We start from the raw sequence: 17,925 nt of genomic DNA on the forward strand, positions 1-17,925 counted from the left end.
ACCGTCAAAGTCAAAGATCACAGCGCGCATGGAGTCCTACCAGTTGTGATGTCGTACCTACGAAAGTGGACGGGCGGCATTATAGCACAGCGAGAGGGTAGTGGTAGGACTACCTACCCTCTCGCGGAGGATGAACCATGGATGATCAGGGTTTCAGCTTGAGCTGTTTCTCGGCCAACCATCCCTTGGTGCCGAAGTCGGAGCGAATGGAGTAGACCCAGCCATTTCCTTGGAGATCGCCGTCAAGAATCGTGAATACAGTTCCTGGGGGAATGGCCGGTCCTGGTTTCGTCCCTTCGGCGTCTTGACTAAGCTGCACTTTCTGACCGGGAGCGGCTTGATTGTGCACCACGCTGACCCGTTGCCCTTCGCTGAAGAGTGGCGCTGGAGTTTCGATAACCGGAGCGGCTGGAGTTGGCGCTGGACCTGAGGCCGAAGTCGGTAATGCCGGTGCCGGAGTTGAAGTCGTCGGCATCGGTGGCGCAGCCGGTGCTATGGGGGGTAATGCTGGAGCGGGCGCTGCCGATTGCGGTGTCTCAATTGGCGTGATAGCCGGGGCAGGTGGCGGTGTCACGGCTTTAGGCTGTGCGGCTGGGGGAACAGGGACAGGAGCTGGGGGCGCCGGCTTTCGAGCGACAGGTGCTTGAGGCTGCTGGGCTGGGGCTTCGCCAAGGAGCGGGCCAAGATACTCCATGATCATGTCCGGTTCCATCGCAAGATAGGCGCCGCCGCCGAGCAGGAGGACCAACAGGGCCAGCAAGAGCGGACGCTTGTTTGATGGCTTGGGTGGCTTTACGGGTGACGGTGATCGAACGGTGGTCGTCTGCTCCAATTCCTCTTCGGTGAATTCTAGATCCGGTTCAGGTTGACGCGCGAAGAACACGCTCCAGGTGAGAGGATTGCCGGCGAACGACGGACCTCCAGCAGTAGCAAACATCGAGCACCTCCCTCTAGCAGACGGTATCGTAATCTCTCGAAAAGTACTTATCATCAAGCGCGTAGACTGTCAATTTTGCGTGAAGATTCAGCAGGATCCTGTTAACAAGATTGCACATGGGAGCAGGAGAGTACCTGATGCTCTCGGCTCCCGGCTCGATACACCGTCACGCCTTTGCAGCCCAGTTCATATGCCAGCGAGAGCGCAGCGGCCACATCCGCGGTTGTCGCGGAGGGAGGGAGATTGATCGTTTTGGATACCCCGCTGTCGCTGTGTCGCTGAAAGACGGCCTGCATTCGGACATGATGAGCCGGAGCGATATCGTGGGCGGTGACAAACAGCCGGCGAAGATCCTCCGGGATCTGTGACAGATGTTGAATCGATTCATGCCGACCGATTTCTTCACGTAACTCGCAGAGGGAGAGGCCCCTGGCTCGAGCTCGCCGAAGGAACTCTGGGTGAAGGCGTTGGAGCCGGATGTCTTCCATGATTGTATGGGCGACACTGACACCGTAGAGCGGTTCAATCCCAGCGGAACAATCGGCTAGAATACTGATGGTTCCGGTTGGAGCAATGGTCGTGACCGTTGCATTCCGCCGGAGAAGACCCTCGGCTTCCAGCGGACTGCCCTTGTAGGCTGGGAAGGGGCCCCGTTCCTGTGCCAGTCGATGCGAGGATTCATGAGCCTGTTGGCGAACAAATCCCATCAACTGATCCGCGATGTGCAACGCGTCATCGGTATCGTACGGGACCCCCAGCTGAATCAGTAGATCAGCAAACCCCATGATACCGAGCCCAATCTTTCTGGTGCGTTTGGTCTTGGCTTCGATCGATGCCAACGGGAAACGGGTTCGGTCGAGTACATTATCAAGAAAGCGAACCGCCAACTGAATGATGTGTTCGAGTCGTTCGTAGTCGATGCTGCTCGTGCCTCGATGGGTCGTCAGGCATCGGGCAACATTGATCGATCCGAGCGTGCATGATTCATAGGCCAGCAGCGGTTGTTCGCCGCAAGGGTTCGTGGCTTCGATCGTCCCGAGGTGGGGTGTGGGATGTGCTTTATTGATGGTATCAAGAAAGAGGACACCAGGCTCACCTGATTGCCAGGCTGCTTCGACCAGCCGATCAAAGACCATCTTGGCGGGGAGGCGTCGCACTGGCATGGCGTTCCGTGGGTTGATGAGCGCATATGACCGGTTGTGTGTGACCGCCTTCATAAATCGGTCGGTCAGCCCCACGGAAAGATTGAAGTTTGTCATTTCATGCGGCTGGCGTTTCAACGCGATGAAGTCCAGGATGTCGGGATGGTCGACTCGTAGGATGCCCATATTGGCGCCTCGTCTGGTGCCGCCTTGTTTGATGACATCGGTCGACAGGTTGAACAGGCGCATGAACGAGATGGGACCGGATGCAAGGCCATTGGTGGTGGTGACTCGATCGGCGTGAGGGCGAATATGACTGAAAGAAAAGCCGGTTCCCCCGCCTGATTGATGAATGAGCGCTTGATGCTTCACCGCGTCGAAGATCGATTCCAAGGAATCGTCCACCGGTAAGACGAAACAAGCCGAGAGTTGCTGAAGCGGACGTCCAGCGTTCATCAGGGTCGGCGAATTCGGAAGAAATGTCAGAGATGCCATAGCCTCGTAGAATTGACCGGAGAGACGGCGTCTGTGCGCGGGCGGTTCGATTGAGGCGACATCATCGGCGACGCGGTGAAACATTTCGGCGGGAGATTCGATGACCACCCCACGTTCGTTCTTGGCCAAGTAACGCTGGCGCAAGACCGTGAGTGCATTGGGAGACAGTCGCGGTGAGCGGTTTCTGGTACCCATAAAGCGATGAGGTCAATTATAGCTCTTTCCAGGAAAGAGGGAACATTCGGCGGGAGGTTGAATAGGCCGAAGCCTCTTGCATGTCTTCCACACCGGAGGGCAGAATGCGGCGGTCGATCATCATGAAATCCTATCGAGAAGAACTCTGGTTTGAAACCAAAACCAGGCGTGCCTACATCAACATCACACCGCAGATTGAGGCGTTGATCCACAAGAGCGGCGTACGGGAAGGACTGGTGTTGGTGAATGCCATGCACATTACGGCAAGCGTGTATATCAATGACGATGAACCGGGGCTTCTGAGGGATTATGACGACTTTCTCGAACGACTCGCTCCCCATGAGGCGCGCTACCGGCACAATGACACCGGTGAGGACAACGGGGATGCTCACCTCAAACGGCAAGTGATGGGGCGAGAAGTGCTGGTGGCCATTACAGAGGGCCGGCTCGACTTCGGGCCCTGGGAGCAAATTTTTTACGGCGAGTTCGACGGTCGTCGGCGCAAGCGTGTACTCGTCAAAATCATCGGGGAGTAAGGGAACCTCTGTGCATGAGCACTTCCGTCATACCGGCAATGTTGTTCGCGCTTGCGCGGGGTGCAAAAGTTTGGCAACATGCAGTCTGAGTTATCGGCCCATTGGTCGTGGCTCGCATGGTAAGGAAGAACAATGCTAGCCTGGTCTCGTCCGGACCCACTCACGCGCGATCTCATCCATCTCATCAACGCCCGCCGTCATGAGCACGGAGATGCCGATGATGCGATCGACACCCTGCAGGCTTTTCTCGAGCAGGGGCGTGAGCATGATCTACTGACTGTTCTAGCCGCACTCGATGAAGAAATGGCCGAGTGGCTGTTTGACTTGGTCGCCGAGGCGAGTTGTACGCTGCTCTTGGACGGGCCGCATGACGAAAAGCCGACGTATGCCACCATCGCGGCTCTGGCACTTCCGCTCCAGGCGAATTTGACTGCGCCGCTGAAGCTCAAGATCGACCCGATCGCGACCGCCGATTTGCTGCACAAACATCTGCAGCTTCCTCCAGGAACGGTCGTTCGCGTTGAATCGAGATTGTTGACCGATGCCACCTTGGAGATGTTGAACCTCCAGCTATTTCATGACCATCTGGTGATGGTCGCCGATTCACGACGCGTACAGTCCGTTGCAGCGCGCTTACTTCCACCGGTTGAAAACACCGCCTTCCTCTTGTTTGAGATGATGGGAGCTCCGGATCCAGGATTGCCCGACTCATGGGAAGATCAGCAGCGCCGTGAGATTCTGGAAGGACTCGTCAAACAATGTCCGGAGCTCGCCTGTGCACCCGACATGATCGAAGCACCGGTGTATGCCGCTTATGCGATGTTTGATGCACAAAATGCCGTACGGCTTCATCATCTGGCGGATGAGACCGCTGCGGTGTGGCGAGAGTTGGACCCGCTCGTCAGGTCTCGGACGATCGTGCATCTTCACACACAATGTGGAAATGGGGTCTATATGCCGGTCTGGACAGACCTGTTCGACCCGGAACTTCCTGAAGAACATGGTCCAGTGTGGACCTCGCCGGACGTCTGGGTATTCACGGCCGATCTTCCGATCGAATGGCCTGGCGAAATGCTGACCAACCGTCTTTTGGCCGAAGGCTGCACCAGGTTTGAAAACCATATCGTAGAAGCTCCAGAGAACTAGCCGTCCTCTTCCAGTTCGAATTCTCCGTATTCCTTCAGGGTGTGTCGTATCATTTCAGGTAGAGGTCTTGCGCAAAACACCAGTTTCGGTGATTTTCCAGCGGCTTTATTTTATTCTCAGCACGATGATGCAGCCAAAACAGACGGAGCAATCTGCAAAGGCTACTGCAAGCCTCGTCACGGGAGGCGGGTTGATCCTCGTCTGGGCGATTATCTGGACAAATGTCCCGCCGAAAGATGAATTCGTATCTGCTCAATCTACAACACCATCCGTAGAACGGTCACGCCCAGTTGAGCTCGACCTGACAATCCCCGGCGCACCTCGTCAGCCTCTGCAGGGCTCGACCGGAACCGGAGAGCTGTCAGGTGGCGTTGCGAGTAGCGGAGACGCGGCTCTGCAAGACAGTCATGCGAGGCAAATTGCGGAAGTGCGGTGCGATGCGCGAGTCCAGCAACTGTGCCCGGATTCACTCATGGGGGAAGAGAGACGGCGCTGTGTGATGCAACGGGTACGGCAGTTGGATCAGTCCTGTCAGCAAATCATCCGACAGCGTACAGCGCGATGGAAAGCTGCCGATGCCTATCGGTTGGCCTGTGCGCCAGATGTCAAGCGCATGTGCCCGACAGTGGAACCGGGGGAAGGTCGTATTCTCACGTGTTTACAAGAACACGAACAGGATCTTTCTGAAATCTGCTATCAAAGCTTGCCGAAGGGCCAGCTCCACTTCAGAAACTGAGACCTCCAGCCTGCAAGGTATTCTGATGTGAGCCCTGGCTTTCACGATATTGAGGGCTCACGGACTTCATCTTTATGCCGCCAGTCCTTGGGTGCAGGAGCGGAGTGCCGTGGCGAATTCGCTCGCACGGCGGTAGCGTTGGGCTGGATCTTTCTGCAACGCGCGATCTATGACGGTTTTAACGGTGGGAGGTAGATCAGGTCTGAGCGTCTTCAGGCTGGGATGGGGCGTTTGGGCGATGGCGAATAACAGTGCGGACACGTTGTCTGCCAGGAACGGCGGTCGGCCGGTCAGCAACTCAAACATGACGACGGCTAGCGAGAACATATCAGAACGTCCATCCACCTTTTTCCCTGCGATCTGTTCTGGAGACATGTAGGTCGGTGTACCCATCACGATATTTGTCTGAGTCTTGGCGGACATCGCCATCTTGGCAATACCGAAGTCCATGATCTTAATGACCTGTTCCCTGGTCAGCATGATGTTGGCTGGTTTGATATCGCGATGGACCACGCCCTGTTGGTGCGCATAGTCCATTGCCTCGGCGACGGTGACCGCAATCGAAATAACTTGCTCGAACGACAGCAACTTCGGTTTCCGCGACCAGTCCTTGAGCGTCGTCCCTTCGAGCAGTTCCATTGCGATGTACCCAAGAGGCCCCTCCTCACCCGCATCGAAAATCGTGACGATGTTTGGGTGTGACAACCGGCCCGTCGATTCAGCTTCGCGAAAGAACCGTGTCTTCATTTCATGGAGTTTATCGGAATCGTCGTTCTCGTCGAGCCGCATGGTTTTGATCGCCACGAACCGCTGGATGGTCGGATCTTTTCCGAGGTACACCACTCCCATGGCCCCACGCCCCAGCTCCTTCAGGACCTTGTAGCGACCAAGTGTTGAAGGAGAGCCTGCCTGAGTGGTGGAGTGACGAGGTGAGGTGTCCACGTCACAGTCGTCCTCTTCCTGTCCGAGCGTCTCAGTTGTCGTGAGGGATGTCGTATGGTGAGTCGGCTTCGGTGATGTTGCAAAAAATCGATGAAGTGCATCAAAGTTTACCAACCAGGTCGTCGTGATCCAGAGACCGGTGAGGGTGAGGACTGCCGTTTGTGCGATGGCATAGCGTGCTGTCCCGACGCTGTCGATCAGTGAGATTCCGAGCACTCGAAAGGTTTTGTCCACTGCCATGACAATAAAGAGGGTCGTGACGGGAAGGGTCATCCGTTTAAGGAACGATTGGCCTCGTCCGTCATCCGGTATTAAGTGCACTATGCGAGCTGCGATCAGGAAGAGGGCCGTAACTCCGACTGCTTGAGCGATCAGGTGAACAGTTTGGGTGCCGCTCAGACCGAAGAGAGTGAAAGGGAATGATTGAGCTGCAGGCAGTTTGCTGAACGCGGGGCCGGCGAAAAAAACCGCGCAGGTCATCAGAACATAGTGTAGGGCGCAGCGTGACGTGTTGATCATAACCGACGTGCTGAGGAGACAGGCAGAGTCTAGCCGATCTGGGAGGGGAGTCAATGGATTGAAGAAATCATGCGATCAATGCGAGCCGGTCGATATCTATCATTCCAGCATGCTCACAACCTGCTAACAGGCTGTTGACAAAGGCTGCCAGCGGCGTTTTCACGTCGCTCAGAGGCTCAACGTACGGGCCGGAGTACGATTCGCCCACTGCGGCCTTGCTGGACAGCCTGCGAGGCATCTCAATTCGGTTAGTCACTGTGAGGCTCGGCCCGTTTGAGGAAGAACGCAGGGTTTGTCAACACACTGCTAGATTCGTCCGACGGCGGCCTTCATCTTGGTAAGCAACGAAATGGGGACATGCAGAGTGCCTTTGCCGATTCCGACGTCAATATCGGGTTTCGTGAGACCATGGAAGTCGCTTCCTCCGGTGACCAACAGGCCGAGTTGTTGCGCGAGGCTGAGATACTCGCGTGTTTGCCGGGCTGCATGGGTGCTGTAGTAGACCTCCACACCATCGAGTCCCGCAGATTTGAGATCTCGAAGCAGCTCGATTAACGAGCGATCAGCGAGTTTGACCCAGGTCGGATGGGCCAAGACGGCAAGTCCTCCCGCTGCTTTGATCCATTGAATGGCTTCAGCGGGACTCGGAAGATCGCGAGGCACGTAGGCAGGTTTTCCATCGGCGAGAAAACGATCAAAGGCTTCCTTGGCCGACGAGACCACCTGTTTGTCCATCAGGGCACGGGCGATGTGAGGTCTACCCACGGAGTCACTGCCCGCGAGAGCTCGAACTTCCTCGTAGGTGATGTCAATGCCGAGTGATTGGAGCCGTTCAATGATTTGCGGATTGCGCCGGTGTCGACTGTCACGCAAGGTCTTGAATCGTTCATTGAGGACAGAGTCGTGCCAGTTAAGAAAGTAGCCAAGGATGTGCAACTCCGATCGGCCGCTGATCGAGCTGACCTCGACGCCTGGGATGACTTCAATCCCACAGGGCTCTGCCGCCGTGATGGCCTCCGCGATTCCCGTCATGATGTCATGATCCGTGATGGCGAGGGCGGTCACACCGGCCTGATGTGCGAGGCCGATGACCTCCGAAGGGGTATGACTTCCGTCCGAGTGGGTTGTATGGAGGTGAAGATCTAAGCGGTTCATGTTGAAGTTCCTGGAGTGAAAGGTTTTTGTGCCACGAGTTGCGCAGTGTACGCCGAATCTCCGTCTCGAGCCCCTTCATGCAGTCCTTCATCATAATGCAGGACACGAAGTCCGGAGGTAAGGCCCAACAGTTCCCCATGGCCCAGGCAGAACTCCCGCCGTCGGGGATGTTGGTAACGGAGGTGATGATCGATCAGAAAGGTCTCGTAGACGAACAGTCCACCAGGTTTGAGTGAGCGAAAGAGATGCGGAAAGATCGGTCGATTCAGATAGAAGAAAACGAGGATGGCGTCGTATCGTTCCTCACCGAGATCCGGCGGATGCGGTGATTCCAAGTCGAGCGCTTGTGTCGTGACGCCACCGAGATGTCTCGTTCGAGCATCGGCCAACAGCTGTGCGAGCGCTTGTTCATCTCGATCAACGGCTTCGACCTGGTATCCGAGGGATGAGAGAAATAACGTGTGTCGTCCTTTTCCCGCAGCGACGTCGAGGATCAGCCCCTTGGGGAGGCGATCCAGCTGCTGCACGAGAAACCTCGATGGGTGTGGATCCGCACGGAGCAACAGCTGGGTCAACCGGGTCCGCTCAAGGGTGATGCCGACGGATGATGTGATCTGCACGATCGGCGGATGCAATTTGCGCAGCCAGAGCTTGATTCGACCAACAGGGAATTCAGCAAAAAGAGCGGCAACAAGCTGTTCGGCGATTGATTCAAGAAGTTGCGCCTCTCGACCGGTTCCGATTTCGACGATGCGGCGGGCCATGGCCGCATAGTCGATGGTGTGGCGTAGATCGTCAGAAACCCCCGCGTGATCCATCCGGCAATCCAACTCCAGATCGACGGCGAGGGGTTGCGCGCGCGCGCGTTCTTCGGGTGTCACCCCGCAACGACTACGAAATTCCAATCGCTCAATGCGGATCTGGTCAGTCATAAAGCATTGTCGAAGATCCTCTTTTGACCTGTCAAGCCAGGCGAAGGGGAAGGGAACGGGAGCTGCTGATCAGGGATGCTGCCGATCTGCTCAAACAAAGTATCGGCTGGTATCGATCTTATATTCGGTGGTATCGACCAAACGGATGATGCTGTGGCGGTACGTGCCGGTCTCGTCTTGCTCAGTGAGGTCCAGCTCAGGCCCATTGTCGACGGAGGTGCCGTGCTGGTCGGTAATCACTTTGACCAGAGGCCGTTCAGCGTTGGCTTTGTCGACGGCTGGTTTGAGGACTACGGCCAGTTCGTCAGTATCCAGTATTACCAGGCTTCCGATCGGGACGATACCGACACAGTTGACGAAGAGTTTGAGGAGGGTGGGGTCAAAGCTCTTTCCGGATTTTGAAAACATAATGCTCAATACTTTGGATGGAGAGATCGGCTCTCGTCGATAGACGCGTGACGAGGTCATCGCGTCATAGCAATCCGCGATCATCAGAATCCGGCCGGTCAGAGAGAGTTTCCACGGTGTCTTTAATTTGGGATAACCGGAGTAGTCCAAGTTCATATGGTGCTCGAACGACGCTGCGACCATGCGCGACGGAAGATTCGTGATGCCACGGAGCTGGGTGAGACTCAAGACACCTTCAGTCGGATGATTGCGCATCATCGTCCACTCGTCTTCCGTGAACTCACCTGGCTTGTTCAGGACCTCAAGCGGAATGTTGGCTTTCCCCATGTCATGAAACAGGGCCGCCAATCCAAGGTCGGCCAGTTCGATCTTGGGATACCCGGCGCGGTTTGCGAGCGCAATGGACAAGAGAGAGACGTTCACGGAATGGTTGTGGGTATATTGGTCGTGACAACGGAGTGTCGTGAGGCCCAGAAGCGTCGACTCATCCTGCATCATGAGATCCACGATGTTTTGGATGGCTCGTTTGGCTTGCTTGAAGTTCAGCGTTCCGCCATCGCGCACGGATTGTGTCAGTTGTCCGACTTCGTTCGCGGCTTTGCCGTACGCGACTTTCGACTGAGCTTTCTGCTGAGCCTTTGAGGCGGATCCTGTTCCGTTGCTGGACGGGGATCCTGGGCCCGCTTCAGCAGGGTCCTCTCTGAGGGCAAGCTCGCGAGGATCCTCAAGTTGGATCGCGGTCACCTCGCTGGCCGTCAGTTCCTGTCGGAGTTCTTCCAGTGACTTTGTGGCCGGGTCGAGCGTGACGAAGAGATAGGCGAACGCGCGAAGGTCCTTGGACGACGTTGAGGCGCTAAACGTCAACCCCCCGATCTTCCATTTGGCCATGGTGTCGATCATGCTCGATGCCACGAGCATTTGTTGTGCACTGATCTTGAGGTGGCGTTCCCCGAGAAAGAGAAAATCATTCTGAATCCGCAGCGTCACCGGGTGGTCACTGGCCAATGTCTGAATCAGGGTCAACATGGTTTCGACCGGTTTATCAAGGGCGGCGTTCGTCCTCCCATGAATGCGCGATGTCTTGATGAGTGTATTCAGTTGCGTGATGAGCTGGAACCCCAGCATCGCCAGCTGTTGGTCGAGAATGTCGCCGGCTTCGGAGCCTTGTCCGATTTTCTGGGACAGGGATTTTTCATGTGTCAGGAGTGGTTCGGCCTGGGCGGTCTGTCCCTTCGACCGTGGTTGCGCTGTCTTGGGGACTGTCATGAAGGCTCTCCCTCCGTCGAGTGGGTGCCGGAGCGTGGTTCCTGATGGGGCTTCACTGTCTGGGTCAGCGCCATGCTGCAGGCTTGGCGAACGGCCGAACTTCCTTTTTTTGAGCCTCGTTCCAAGGCGGCGATTGCAGCGGGTGTCGCAAGTTTCCCGAGTGTTTCAGCCGCAAGTATCGCGAGCTCTTCCTTTTTTCTGCGATTGGTCCAGGCCCAGGCTGTCATGAGTCCCTGCCAGTACGGCACCGCTTCGTCTCCGCAAGAGACCCGCATGGCCTGGAAGATGCCGCGACGTTCGCTGATGGGCCGGTCCATGAAGTCGTTTTCGGAGAGCAGAGGAGACCATTGAGTGAAGGGTGCGGTATATTGGCCTGACATGAGAAGTTTCAGTGCGGCAAAGCGCACGCTTTCGTCCTCATCGCTGGTCAATGGCACCAGTCTTACCCCTGAGCCGGTCGGACGGAGCCGACCGATTGCGCGCACGACGTCACGCCGGACCTGTGCGTCAGGATACCGAGTCAACTTTTCGATCGGCTCAACGAATTTCGGACTATTCCAGGTCAGAAGGATGGAGATGAGATTGCGGACATAGATCGGTCGACGATCCATTAATCCTCTAACCACAGGATCCGGCTTGTCTTTTGCCAAGTGGGTGAGAGCTTCGACGACGATGGCCTGATGTCCCGAGGAGGTGAGGTTTGCCAGGAGCGTGCAGAGCGCAGGGACTGCCTCCGGCTTCATGAGGAGTAAAATGGTCGACAGGCCTTCGACGTTGGCATCCGGACTTTGATTCAGATAGTTTTCGATGGCTTTGATGCGTTCGGTGCGTCCTAGCCCGTCCATGATGGAGACGAGCTGCTGCTTGTGTTCCGTGCTGATATCTGGTCGCACTGCCTCAGTTTCATGCAGCAGGCTCAATACATGCTCCAACACCGTCCATTTTCCCTCGCGGAGGAGCGTTTCGACAACGTGGCCCCACAGGCCAAACAGTTTTGTCAGCAATGCTGGGGAGGTCTCAGAGACCAGAATCGAGGTCATGGCATCTAAAATGTAGGAGAGGCCATCTTGTTTGCTCTCTGCTTCAATTTCTCTTGCGAGCGTGGCCAGTTCTTCTTCGGTGACTTCGTAGCCGACGAGTCCTGATTGGAAGCGGTTACTTGAAGCGCTACCGGAGGTTTTCGTGTTGTCTCCCTCTCCAGCCCCTGTGTCTGCGTGCCGGCCACGACTTCGTTCACGATCCAACAGTTCTCGGAGTGTCGAATCGGACAAACTCATTCCGCTATCCAGACGAAAAAAGCCCTCATTCCCGACGGAGGCTTTTGCGACTTCTTCGGCCGTGACGATAGAGATGCTCGAAAGGTTCTTTTCCCAGATGCGCGTCACAATGTCATCATCGTCCTTGCTGGGATCAAGCCCACCCCACAGGGACTCCAGGAAGAATCCCAGATCTTCTTCGGTCAGGCCTTGATGCAGGGCCAATTCTCGAATGCCGTCCGCGTACAGCTTAAATGCAAGGCCTTCCCCGCCGCCATCCTGTTCCGCCTGATAGACCACACACTCTTTGCACAGGAGCGCCGTTCGCTGGACGAGGAAGGTGAGTTTGGAATAGGTGATCAGATGCGTGGTGAGTTCTTCGAACAGCTGATGCGAGAATTTCTGAGCAACTGGGTTGGCGGAGCCGTACGTTCGATTCGACTTTGCAGTTTTGTCCAACAGCTTCAGAACACGCTTGATGGAGACAATCTCAGGATCTTCGGCGCCTCGTGCTGCAACAGCAGCCGCAAGCATCTCCTGCGCCGACGTGACGTTCGTGGACATAAGAGTAAGACCTACCGAGAGATCCGGTATTCGTCAAGGAAATCGCCATTCTTCGCGATGGTGCGCTGAAGAGAGGTCGTACGAGCGGCTTGTATGACATCGGAGGCCTCGGTAGAATTGACCTGCACAATGAGTCGATCACCTCTCATTATCTGTTTTGGGGATAGTCTGACGGCGGGGTTCCAGTCTCCGACGAGGGAGAACCCGAGCGGACGGGACACTCCGTATGGACGGTTTCTGCAGTCGTATCTGGGTGATGCCGTAGAGATTCGTGTCAGTGGGGTTTGTGGTGAGCTGACGGGAGAGATGGTTGGACGGTTTCGACGAGATGTCCTCGATCACCAGCCGAACTATGTACCAATTCTTGGCGGGACGAACGATCTCGGATGGAATGCCTCACTGCAAGATATCTTTGACAATCTCATCAGCATGTACGACCAGGTCTTGCGAATGGGGGGCTTGCCGATTCCCGTGACCATTCCCTCGATACGCGTCGAGGATGCGGCAGGAAGCCGAGAGGGACAAGAATGGGTCCAAGAGCATGTGGGGCGCCGACGTCAGTTGAACCAGCTGCTTCAGGAGTTTGCCGGTTCAAAGGGTATTGCCTACGTCGATCTGTTTGGTGCGACGGCAGAGCCTGAGAGTAGCCAACTGGCGGCGAACTACTCAAACGACGGCATTCATCTGACCACCGCGGGTTATCGGCTCTTTGCGGAAGGAGTGGCACAGGTTCTGAAGCCGTTGTTGGCGGGATCTGTGCAATCATGAGTTTGAAGCTCCCATCGGTGACCGATCGGGAGTTCGATCGGGTGGTAGAGGGGAGTCATGTGCCGGTGTTGGTGGAATTTTGGAAACCAGGCTGCGGTCATTGCCAGGTTTTGATGAAAGAGCTGGAGCTGGTGCAAGCAGAATTGGCTGAGCGAGTCCTGATCCTCACGATGAATGTCGATGAACAGTTTCAGATTGCTGCGGAATTGGAAATCTTGTCGCTCCCCGCGCTGGCGCTTTACATGAACGGCCAGTTTGTGAGTTTCATCGGAGGGCTTGGGAAGAAAGAAGCCATACGGATGAAGATTGAATCCGCTTTGTCCGGCTGATTCTGATATTCAGCGCGCTTCTTACAGTACCCGCCAGGTCCGGCCGTCGTTTTGGATCAACCGATCGGCTTCGACAGGCCCCCAGGTGCCGGCTTGGTATTCAGGGAGCCAGCGCTGGCCTGATTTTTCCCACGCTTCGAGGATCTGGGTGATCCAAGCCCAGGAGGCTTCAACGGCGTCGCGTCGCATGAAGCGGGATGCATCTCCCGCCATGACATCAAGCAAGAGGCGTTCGTAGGCCTCCGGAGATGGCCGACCGAAGACTTCTCCGTACTTAAAGTTCATCTCTACCGGATGGGTTTGCGCGCGTGTGCCAGGCACGCGGGAGACGATACGAAGGGACAGCCCTTCTTCCGGTTGAATCTTCAAAGCCAAGACGTTCGGAGCTTGAGGGTTTTGCTGGTTGGCATTGAAGAGGATCTGCGGGATCTCTTTAAATTGAACGGCAACCTCGCTGGCCCGTAAGGGCAACGCTTTCCCTGTGCGCAGGTAGAAGGGGACTCCCGACCACCGCCAGTTCTCGACGAAACATTTGACCGCCACATAGGTTTCGGTGGTGGAGTCCGGTTTCACGCCTTTTTCACGGCGATAGCCCGGCACCGGTGTTCCGTGGACTTTTCCCTCTGTGTATTGCGCTCGTACGGTGCAGGTATCCACATCTTTGGCAGTGATGGGCCGAAGGCAGCGGAGGACTTCCATTTTGGCATTTCGTACGACGTTCGGGTCCAGCGAATAGGGCGGTTCCATCGCCACCAGGCAGAGCAGCTGGAGGAGATGATTCTGAATCATGTCTCGGAGCGCGCCCGCTTCTTCGTAGTAACTGGCTCTGGTTCCAACCCCTTCGGCTTCGCTGACGGTGATCTGGACATGGTCGACGTATTTGTGGTTCCAGATCGGCTCAAAGATGCTGTTGGCAAAACGGACGACCATGAGATTTTGAACGGTTTCTTTGCCCAGATAATGATCGATCCGGAAAATCTGCGATTCGTCGAAAACACGGCCGGTGACCTGGTTAATCGCTTGTGCTGAAGTCAGATCGCGCCCGACCGGTTTTTCAACGATGATGCGTGTGTATGGTGCACGGGCTCCGGGAGTGCCGGCGAGTCCTGAACGGGAGAGCCCTTCGCAGACGTCGGTGAAGGAACTCGGGGGAATGCTGAGATAGAAAATGCGGTTTCCCGGGAGTTGGAATTTCTGCTCCAGTTCTTCGACCCGCTCCTTCAAGCGAGCGAAGGTCTGTGTCTCATCGTTGCCTCCTGCCATGTAGAACAGGTGTTGGGAAAATGCGGTCCAGGTATCTTCGATGAGCGCTTGGCGCGAGTGTTTGACGACACCGTCACGAACCGTTGAACGGAATTCTTCGTCGCTCATGGGTGTGCGCCCGAGGCCGAGCACGACATAGTTTGATGGGAGCAACCCGTCGAGCAAGAGGTTGTAGACGGCAGGAATCAAGCGCCGACGAGCCAAATCGCCCGAACCACCGAAAATGACGAGGGTGCAGGGTTCGACCGGCGGCAGCGGTTCCTGTGCAGGATTGCTGTCGATGCGTGGACCATTCGTCGGCGCCATAGAAGTCTCCTCAGTGAACTCGTCTCGTTATCGACGGACCGCGTGACCGCCGAACGCGTTGCGAAGGGCCGCCAACATCTTTTCCGCAAAGGATTGCTCTTGTCGCGATCGAAACCGTGTGAAGAGTGCGGTCGTCAATGTGGGGACCGGGACGTCTTTTTCAATGGCATCGGCAATCATCCAGCGGCCTTCCCCGGAGTCCTGCACATACCCTTTCAGCTGGTCGAGTTTCGGATCCTGTTTGAGCGCGCCGACGGCGAGCTCCAGCAGCCAAGAGCGCACCACGCTGCCGTGCATCCAGAGATCGGCGACGCGTCCCAAATCCAGTTTGTACTCGCTTTTCGACATCAGCTCAAAGCCTTCCGCATAGCCTTGCATCATACTGTATTCGATTCCATTATGAACCATTTTGACGTAGTGACCTGCCCCGACGGCGCCGACATGGGCCCATCCATTGTCCGGAGCCAGGGTCTTGAACAACGGAGCGAGCCGTTGCACTGCGGCCTCTTCTCCTCCGACCATGAGGCAGTAGCCGACTTTTAGTCCCCAGATTCCTCCGCTGGTTCCTGCGTCGACGTAGTGGATCCCCTGTGGCTTCAATATCGCAGCTCGTCGGACGTCATCGTGAAATCTGGTATTGCCGCCGTCGATGATCGTGTCCCCTGGTTTCAACAATGCCGCCACGGCCTGTACAGTTTCTTCCGTCGGTGCACCGGAGGGAACCATGATCCAGACGGCACGGGGTGCACTGAGTTTGCTTACCAGATCGGCAAGAGACGTGGAGCCGACACAACCATGGCCTTCGGCCTGGTGGATGAGGTCGTTCGATCGGTCATAGACGACCACGCGGTGCTGATCGCGTCGTAGACGGATGACCATGTTCATGCCCATTTTTCCTAACCCGACAAATCCCAGTTCCATAAAGGGCTCCTTGGTATGAAGGTCGGTGACAGAGAACCGATGCCCGCTGATCGATGGCACGATCAGAGGCAGGCCTCTTCCATCGTATGCAACACAACGTCGTGATTAGGACGCTGCCGGTTCTGTACCGTGCGGCGGTCAGTCGATACGAGCCGGATTCGGGACATCCTTAAAGAGGAGATCGGCAAACTGCCGGCCAAAGTTGAGCCGGTCGACGAGAGTCGTGGAGGTCAGAAACTGTCCGGCCAGGTCGGCTAGAGTGGGCTCGCGGGAAAACATGAAGCGATGGACATCCACCGGCGCGACCAGCCAAAACCCTCTCAGCCGAAAGAAGGCGGAAATGCAATCTTCGTAAAAGAGCGTCAATAGGTAGTAGGCGGTGCCCGGTTTGTCTACGAGATCCTGCGCCTTCCCTAAGAGATGGTAGCACTCCGCCTTGAGACGAATCTGCTCATTGATGGATGCCGACGGCGGGCCCTGGCGAAAGCGCTGATGGACTTTGTCGAGGAGTTTGGCGCAGACACCGTCATGATCGTAGAGGATCCGACTTTTTCGCAAGAGGGAGGGGAGTCGGAGGGAGTAGGCGAGGTCATCTTCTACCGAACGGTAGCCATGATAGCGGATATCGGCGAGTCGCTCGCCGACTCGGAGAATTTCATGACCCTCTGTTTCTCCCTTGACGAGGGCGAGCAGATCGATATCGCTATGGGGTGTGAGTGTGCGCCGCGCCCCGGATCCGACCAGGAGGATGCCGACCAAGTCGCCTCCTCTGCGGCCCTTCACATGCCGGACGGCCACTTCAATGCCGTCCTCAAAGCCTGGAGGGGGAGGACTCTCCGGTTGTTCCGGCGGCTCAGGCACTTCGAGTAGCTCGGCGTTCAGTTCTTCACGAGTCGGAGTGGTGGTCGCCGTGTTGGATTCCATAGACATCAATAATTATCGCAGAGTGGTTATGGATGTTTCCTTGCGCATTCGTGGTGCGAGGTCCGCATGCCACGGCATCACTTTGGCATTCTATGGATCGAGGGGGAGCCTGTCAATGTCGAACGATCATCGAGGGAGAACCCGCGTGAACGCTGCGACGGCTTCTTCAATCTGAGGGTCCGTAATGTCCAGGTGTGTGACGGCGCGATAGCTCTTTCCGCCGACCGAGTTGATGAGCACACCTTGCTCTTTGAGTGCGGCGATCAGGTCGTTCGGCGAGCGTCCCTCGTCGAGGATGTCAAAGATCACGATATTCGTTTCCACATGCTGCGGAGCGATCTGGATGGCTGGAATTTGCTGAAGCAGCCGGGCCAGTTTCTTCGCATGTTCGTGGTCGGTTTTGAGACGGGCCACATGCCGTTCCAATGCGTAGATGCCGGCGGCAGCCAACACGCCGGCTTGACGCATGGCGCCTCCGTACATGCGGCGAAAGCGACGCGCTCGCTCGATGAGCTTGGGATCGTTGGAGAGGAGCAGGGATCCGACGGGCGCGCCGAGCCCCTTCGAGAGGCAGAGGGAGACGGTTTCAAAATGCTGGGCATAGGCGGTCGGAGGGAGCGTCGTGGCAGCCACGGCATTGAAGAGCCTGGCGCCGTCCAGATGCATCGGGATGCCGTATCTCACTGCGATCGCGCGGACTTTTTCGATCGTTGAAAGAGGGTAGATGGTGCCGCCGCCGGCATTGTGTGTATTTTCCAAACAGATCAGCGCGGTCTTGATGCTGTGCGGGTCAGCCGGCCGGATCGCAGCTTCCACCTGCTCAGCCGTGATGATGCCGCGCTCTCCCGGCACCCAATGAAGCTGCACCCCGGCCAGGGCACCGGCTGCGCCCTGCTCGTATCGGACGATATGGCTTGTGCTTTCGACGATGACTTCTTGTCCCGGTTGGGTCTGAATGCGAATCGCCAGTTGATTGGACATGGTGCCGGAGGGAACGAAGAGACAGAACCGCTTGCCCAGCATCGCCCCGGCCATGTCTTGGAGCCGATTGACGGTCGGGTCTTCGCCATAGACGTCATCGCCCACGTCCGCGCGGGCCATCGCCTTGCGCATCTCATCGGTCGGTTTGGTGACGGTGTCACTACGAAGATCGATCATCCTTATGGCCTCCCCTCTATACGGCAG

16 protein-coding genes are annotated in these 17,925 nt (G+C 56.5%); 5 read left to right on the forward strand and 11 right to left on the reverse strand.

Annotation, left to right across the window (positions count from 1 at the left end):
• Positions 1-145 precede the first annotated feature (145 nt).
• Positions 146-937: a hypothetical protein gene (locus tag ACMTNU_RS10640; protein WP_413935226.1), complete on the reverse strand. Its 792-nt coding sequence runs from the start codon at positions 935-937 to the stop codon at positions 146-148.
• Positions 938-1,038: 101 nt separating this feature from the next.
• The gene (locus ACMTNU_RS10645; protein WP_413935227.1) at positions 1,039-2,769 is read right to left on the reverse strand and encodes an adenosylcobalamin-dependent ribonucleoside-diphosphate reductase; all 1,731 of its coding nucleotides are present in this window, start codon (positions 2,767-2,769) and stop codon (positions 1,039-1,041) included.
• Between the two features lie 122 nt (positions 2,770-2,891).
• Between ACMTNU_RS10645 and ACMTNU_RS10650 the strand changes: the two genes are divergently transcribed.
• From ACMTNU_RS10650 to ACMTNU_RS10660, 3 genes are all read left to right on the forward strand, one after another.
• On the forward strand, positions 2,892-3,305 hold the full coding sequence (locus tag ACMTNU_RS10650; RefSeq protein ID WP_413935325.1) for a secondary thiamine-phosphate synthase enzyme YjbQ: 414 nt from the start codon (positions 2,892-2,894) through the stop codon (positions 3,303-3,305).
• A gap of 132 nt (positions 3,306-3,437) precedes the next feature.
• The gene (locus tag ACMTNU_RS10655) at positions 3,438-4,451 is read left to right on the forward strand and encodes a hypothetical protein (protein ID WP_413935228.1); all 1,014 of its coding nucleotides are present in this window, start codon (positions 3,438-3,440) and stop codon (positions 4,449-4,451) included.
• Positions 4,452-4,518: 67 nt separating this feature from the next.
• On the forward strand, positions 4,519-5,187 hold the full coding sequence (locus tag ACMTNU_RS10660; RefSeq protein ID WP_413935229.1) for a cysteine rich repeat-containing protein: 669 nt from the start codon (positions 4,519-4,521) through the stop codon (positions 5,185-5,187).
• Between the two features lie 72 nt (positions 5,188-5,259).
• Here the strand turns inward: ACMTNU_RS10660 and ACMTNU_RS10665 are convergent, their stop codons facing one another.
• The 5 genes from ACMTNU_RS10665 to ACMTNU_RS10685 form a co-directional block, all read right to left on the reverse strand.
• Positions 5,260-6,648, reverse strand: a complete 1,389-nt coding sequence (locus tag ACMTNU_RS10665) for a serine/threonine-protein kinase (protein WP_413935230.1) — start codon at positions 6,646-6,648, stop codon at positions 5,260-5,262.
• Positions 6,649-6,954: 306 nt separating this feature from the next.
• On the reverse strand, positions 6,955-7,803 hold the full coding sequence (locus ACMTNU_RS10670) for a PHP domain-containing protein (protein WP_413935231.1): 849 nt from the start codon (positions 7,801-7,803) through the stop codon (positions 6,955-6,957).
• Positions 7,800-8,735 (reverse strand): dihydroneopterin aldolase, encoded by a 936-nt coding sequence (gene folB / locus ACMTNU_RS10675; RefSeq protein WP_413935232.1) that lies wholly within the window; start codon positions 8,733-8,735, stop codon positions 7,800-7,802. The genes ACMTNU_RS10670 and folB overlap by 4 nt, the downstream gene beginning before the upstream one ends.
• 90 nt (positions 8,736-8,825) lie before the next feature.
• Positions 8,826-10,409, reverse strand: a complete 1,584-nt coding sequence (locus tag ACMTNU_RS10680) for an HD-GYP domain-containing protein (RefSeq protein ID WP_413935233.1) — start codon at positions 10,407-10,409, stop codon at positions 8,826-8,828.
• A complete protein-coding gene (locus tag ACMTNU_RS10685; RefSeq protein ID WP_413935234.1) occupies positions 10,406-12,229 on the reverse strand; it encodes a HEAT repeat domain-containing protein in 1,824 nt (607 codons plus the stop codon). The genes ACMTNU_RS10680 and ACMTNU_RS10685 overlap by 4 nt, the downstream gene beginning before the upstream one ends.
• 129 nt (positions 12,230-12,358) lie before the next feature.
• Here ACMTNU_RS10685 and ACMTNU_RS10690 point away from each other — a divergent pair, with 129 nt between their 5' ends.
• Together ACMTNU_RS10690 and ACMTNU_RS10695 are read left to right on the forward strand one after the other, a co-directional pair.
• Complete coding sequence (locus ACMTNU_RS10690) at positions 12,359-12,997, forward strand: SGNH/GDSL hydrolase family protein (RefSeq protein WP_413935235.1); 639 nt, start codon at positions 12,359-12,361, stop codon at positions 12,995-12,997.
• The gene (locus ACMTNU_RS10695; RefSeq protein WP_413935236.1) at positions 12,994-13,326 is read left to right on the forward strand and encodes a thioredoxin family protein; all 333 of its coding nucleotides are present in this window, start codon (positions 12,994-12,996) and stop codon (positions 13,324-13,326) included. The genes ACMTNU_RS10690 and ACMTNU_RS10695 overlap by 4 nt, the downstream gene beginning before the upstream one ends.
• 21 nt (positions 13,327-13,347) lie before the next feature.
• Here ACMTNU_RS10695 and zwf read toward each other — a convergent pair whose 3' ends face one another.
• The 4 genes from zwf to ACMTNU_RS10715 all read right to left on the reverse strand — a co-directional run bounded on the left by zwf (position 13,348) and on the right by ACMTNU_RS10715 (position 17,898).
• Positions 13,348-14,895 (reverse strand): glucose-6-phosphate dehydrogenase, encoded by a 1,548-nt coding sequence (gene zwf, locus ACMTNU_RS10700; RefSeq protein ID WP_413935237.1) that lies wholly within the window; start codon positions 14,893-14,895, stop codon positions 13,348-13,350.
• Between the two features lie 27 nt (positions 14,896-14,922).
• On the reverse strand, positions 14,923-15,816 hold the full coding sequence (gnd, locus tag ACMTNU_RS10705) for a phosphogluconate dehydrogenase (NAD(+)-dependent, decarboxylating) (RefSeq protein WP_413935238.1): 894 nt from the start codon (positions 15,814-15,816) through the stop codon (positions 14,923-14,925).
• A 138-nt stretch (positions 15,817-15,954) separates the two neighbouring features.
• Positions 15,955-16,740 (reverse strand): nucleotidyltransferase domain-containing protein, encoded by a 786-nt coding sequence (locus ACMTNU_RS10710; RefSeq protein WP_413935239.1) that lies wholly within the window; start codon positions 16,738-16,740, stop codon positions 15,955-15,957.
• Positions 16,741-16,866: 126 nt separating this feature from the next.
• Positions 16,867-17,898 (reverse strand): threonine aldolase family protein, encoded by a 1,032-nt coding sequence (locus tag ACMTNU_RS10715; protein ID WP_413935240.1) that lies wholly within the window; start codon positions 17,896-17,898, stop codon positions 16,867-16,869.
• Positions 17,899-17,925 lie beyond the last annotated feature (27 nt).

Origin of the sequence: Nitrospira sp. BLG_1, from assembly GCF_047338595.1 — a bacterium.
Taxonomy (GTDB): domain Bacteria; phylum Nitrospirota; class Nitrospiria; order Nitrospirales; family Nitrospiraceae; genus Nitrospira_D.

Excerpts from the sequence above, each read along its gene's own strand:
- gnd (WP_413935238.1), bottom strand. The coding sequence starts at position 15,816 with ATGGAACTGGGATTTGTCGGGTTAGGAAAAATGGGCATGAACATGGTC.
- zwf (WP_413935237.1), bottom strand. The coding sequence starts at position 14,895 with ATGGCGCCGACGAATGGTCCACGCATCGACAGCAATCCTGCACAGGAA.
- ACMTNU_RS10650 (WP_413935325.1), top strand. The coding sequence starts at position 2,892 with ATGAAATCCTATCGAGAAGAACTCTGGTTTGAAACCAAAACCAGGCGT.
- folB (WP_413935232.1), bottom strand. The coding sequence starts at position 8,735 with ATGACTGACCAGATCCGCATTGAGCGATTGGAATTTCGTAGTCGTTGC.
- ACMTNU_RS10655 (WP_413935228.1), top strand. The coding sequence starts at position 3,438 with ATGCTAGCCTGGTCTCGTCCGGACCCACTCACGCGCGATCTCATCCAT.
- ACMTNU_RS10685 (WP_413935234.1), bottom strand. The coding sequence starts at position 12,229 with ATGTCCACGAACGTCACGTCGGCGCAGGAGATGCTTGCGGCTGCTGTT.
- ACMTNU_RS10690 (WP_413935235.1), top strand. The coding sequence starts at position 12,359 with ATGAGTCGATCACCTCTCATTATCTGTTTTGGGGATAGTCTGACGGCG.
- ACMTNU_RS10670 (WP_413935231.1), bottom strand. The coding sequence starts at position 7,803 with ATGAACCGCTTAGATCTTCACCTCCATACAACCCACTCGGACGGAAGT.
- ACMTNU_RS10665 (WP_413935230.1), bottom strand. The coding sequence starts at position 6,648 with ATGATCAACACGTCACGCTGCGCCCTACACTATGTTCTGATGACCTGC.
- ACMTNU_RS10695 (WP_413935236.1), top strand. The coding sequence starts at position 12,994 with ATGAGTTTGAAGCTCCCATCGGTGACCGATCGGGAGTTCGATCGGGTG.
- ACMTNU_RS10645 (WP_413935227.1), bottom strand. The coding sequence starts at position 2,769 with ATGGGTACCAGAAACCGCTCACCGCGACTGTCTCCCAATGCACTCACG.
- ACMTNU_RS10680 (WP_413935233.1), bottom strand. The coding sequence starts at position 10,409 with ATGACAGTCCCCAAGACAGCGCAACCACGGTCGAAGGGACAGACCGCC.
- ACMTNU_RS10715 (WP_413935240.1), bottom strand. The coding sequence starts at position 17,898 with ATGATCGATCTTCGTAGTGACACCGTCACCAAACCGACCGATGAGATG.
- ACMTNU_RS10640 (WP_413935226.1), bottom strand. The coding sequence starts at position 937 with ATGTTTGCTACTGCTGGAGGTCCGTCGTTCGCCGGCAATCCTCTCACC.
- ACMTNU_RS10710 (WP_413935239.1), bottom strand. The coding sequence starts at position 16,740 with ATGGAATCCAACACGGCGACCACCACTCCGACTCGTGAAGAACTGAAC.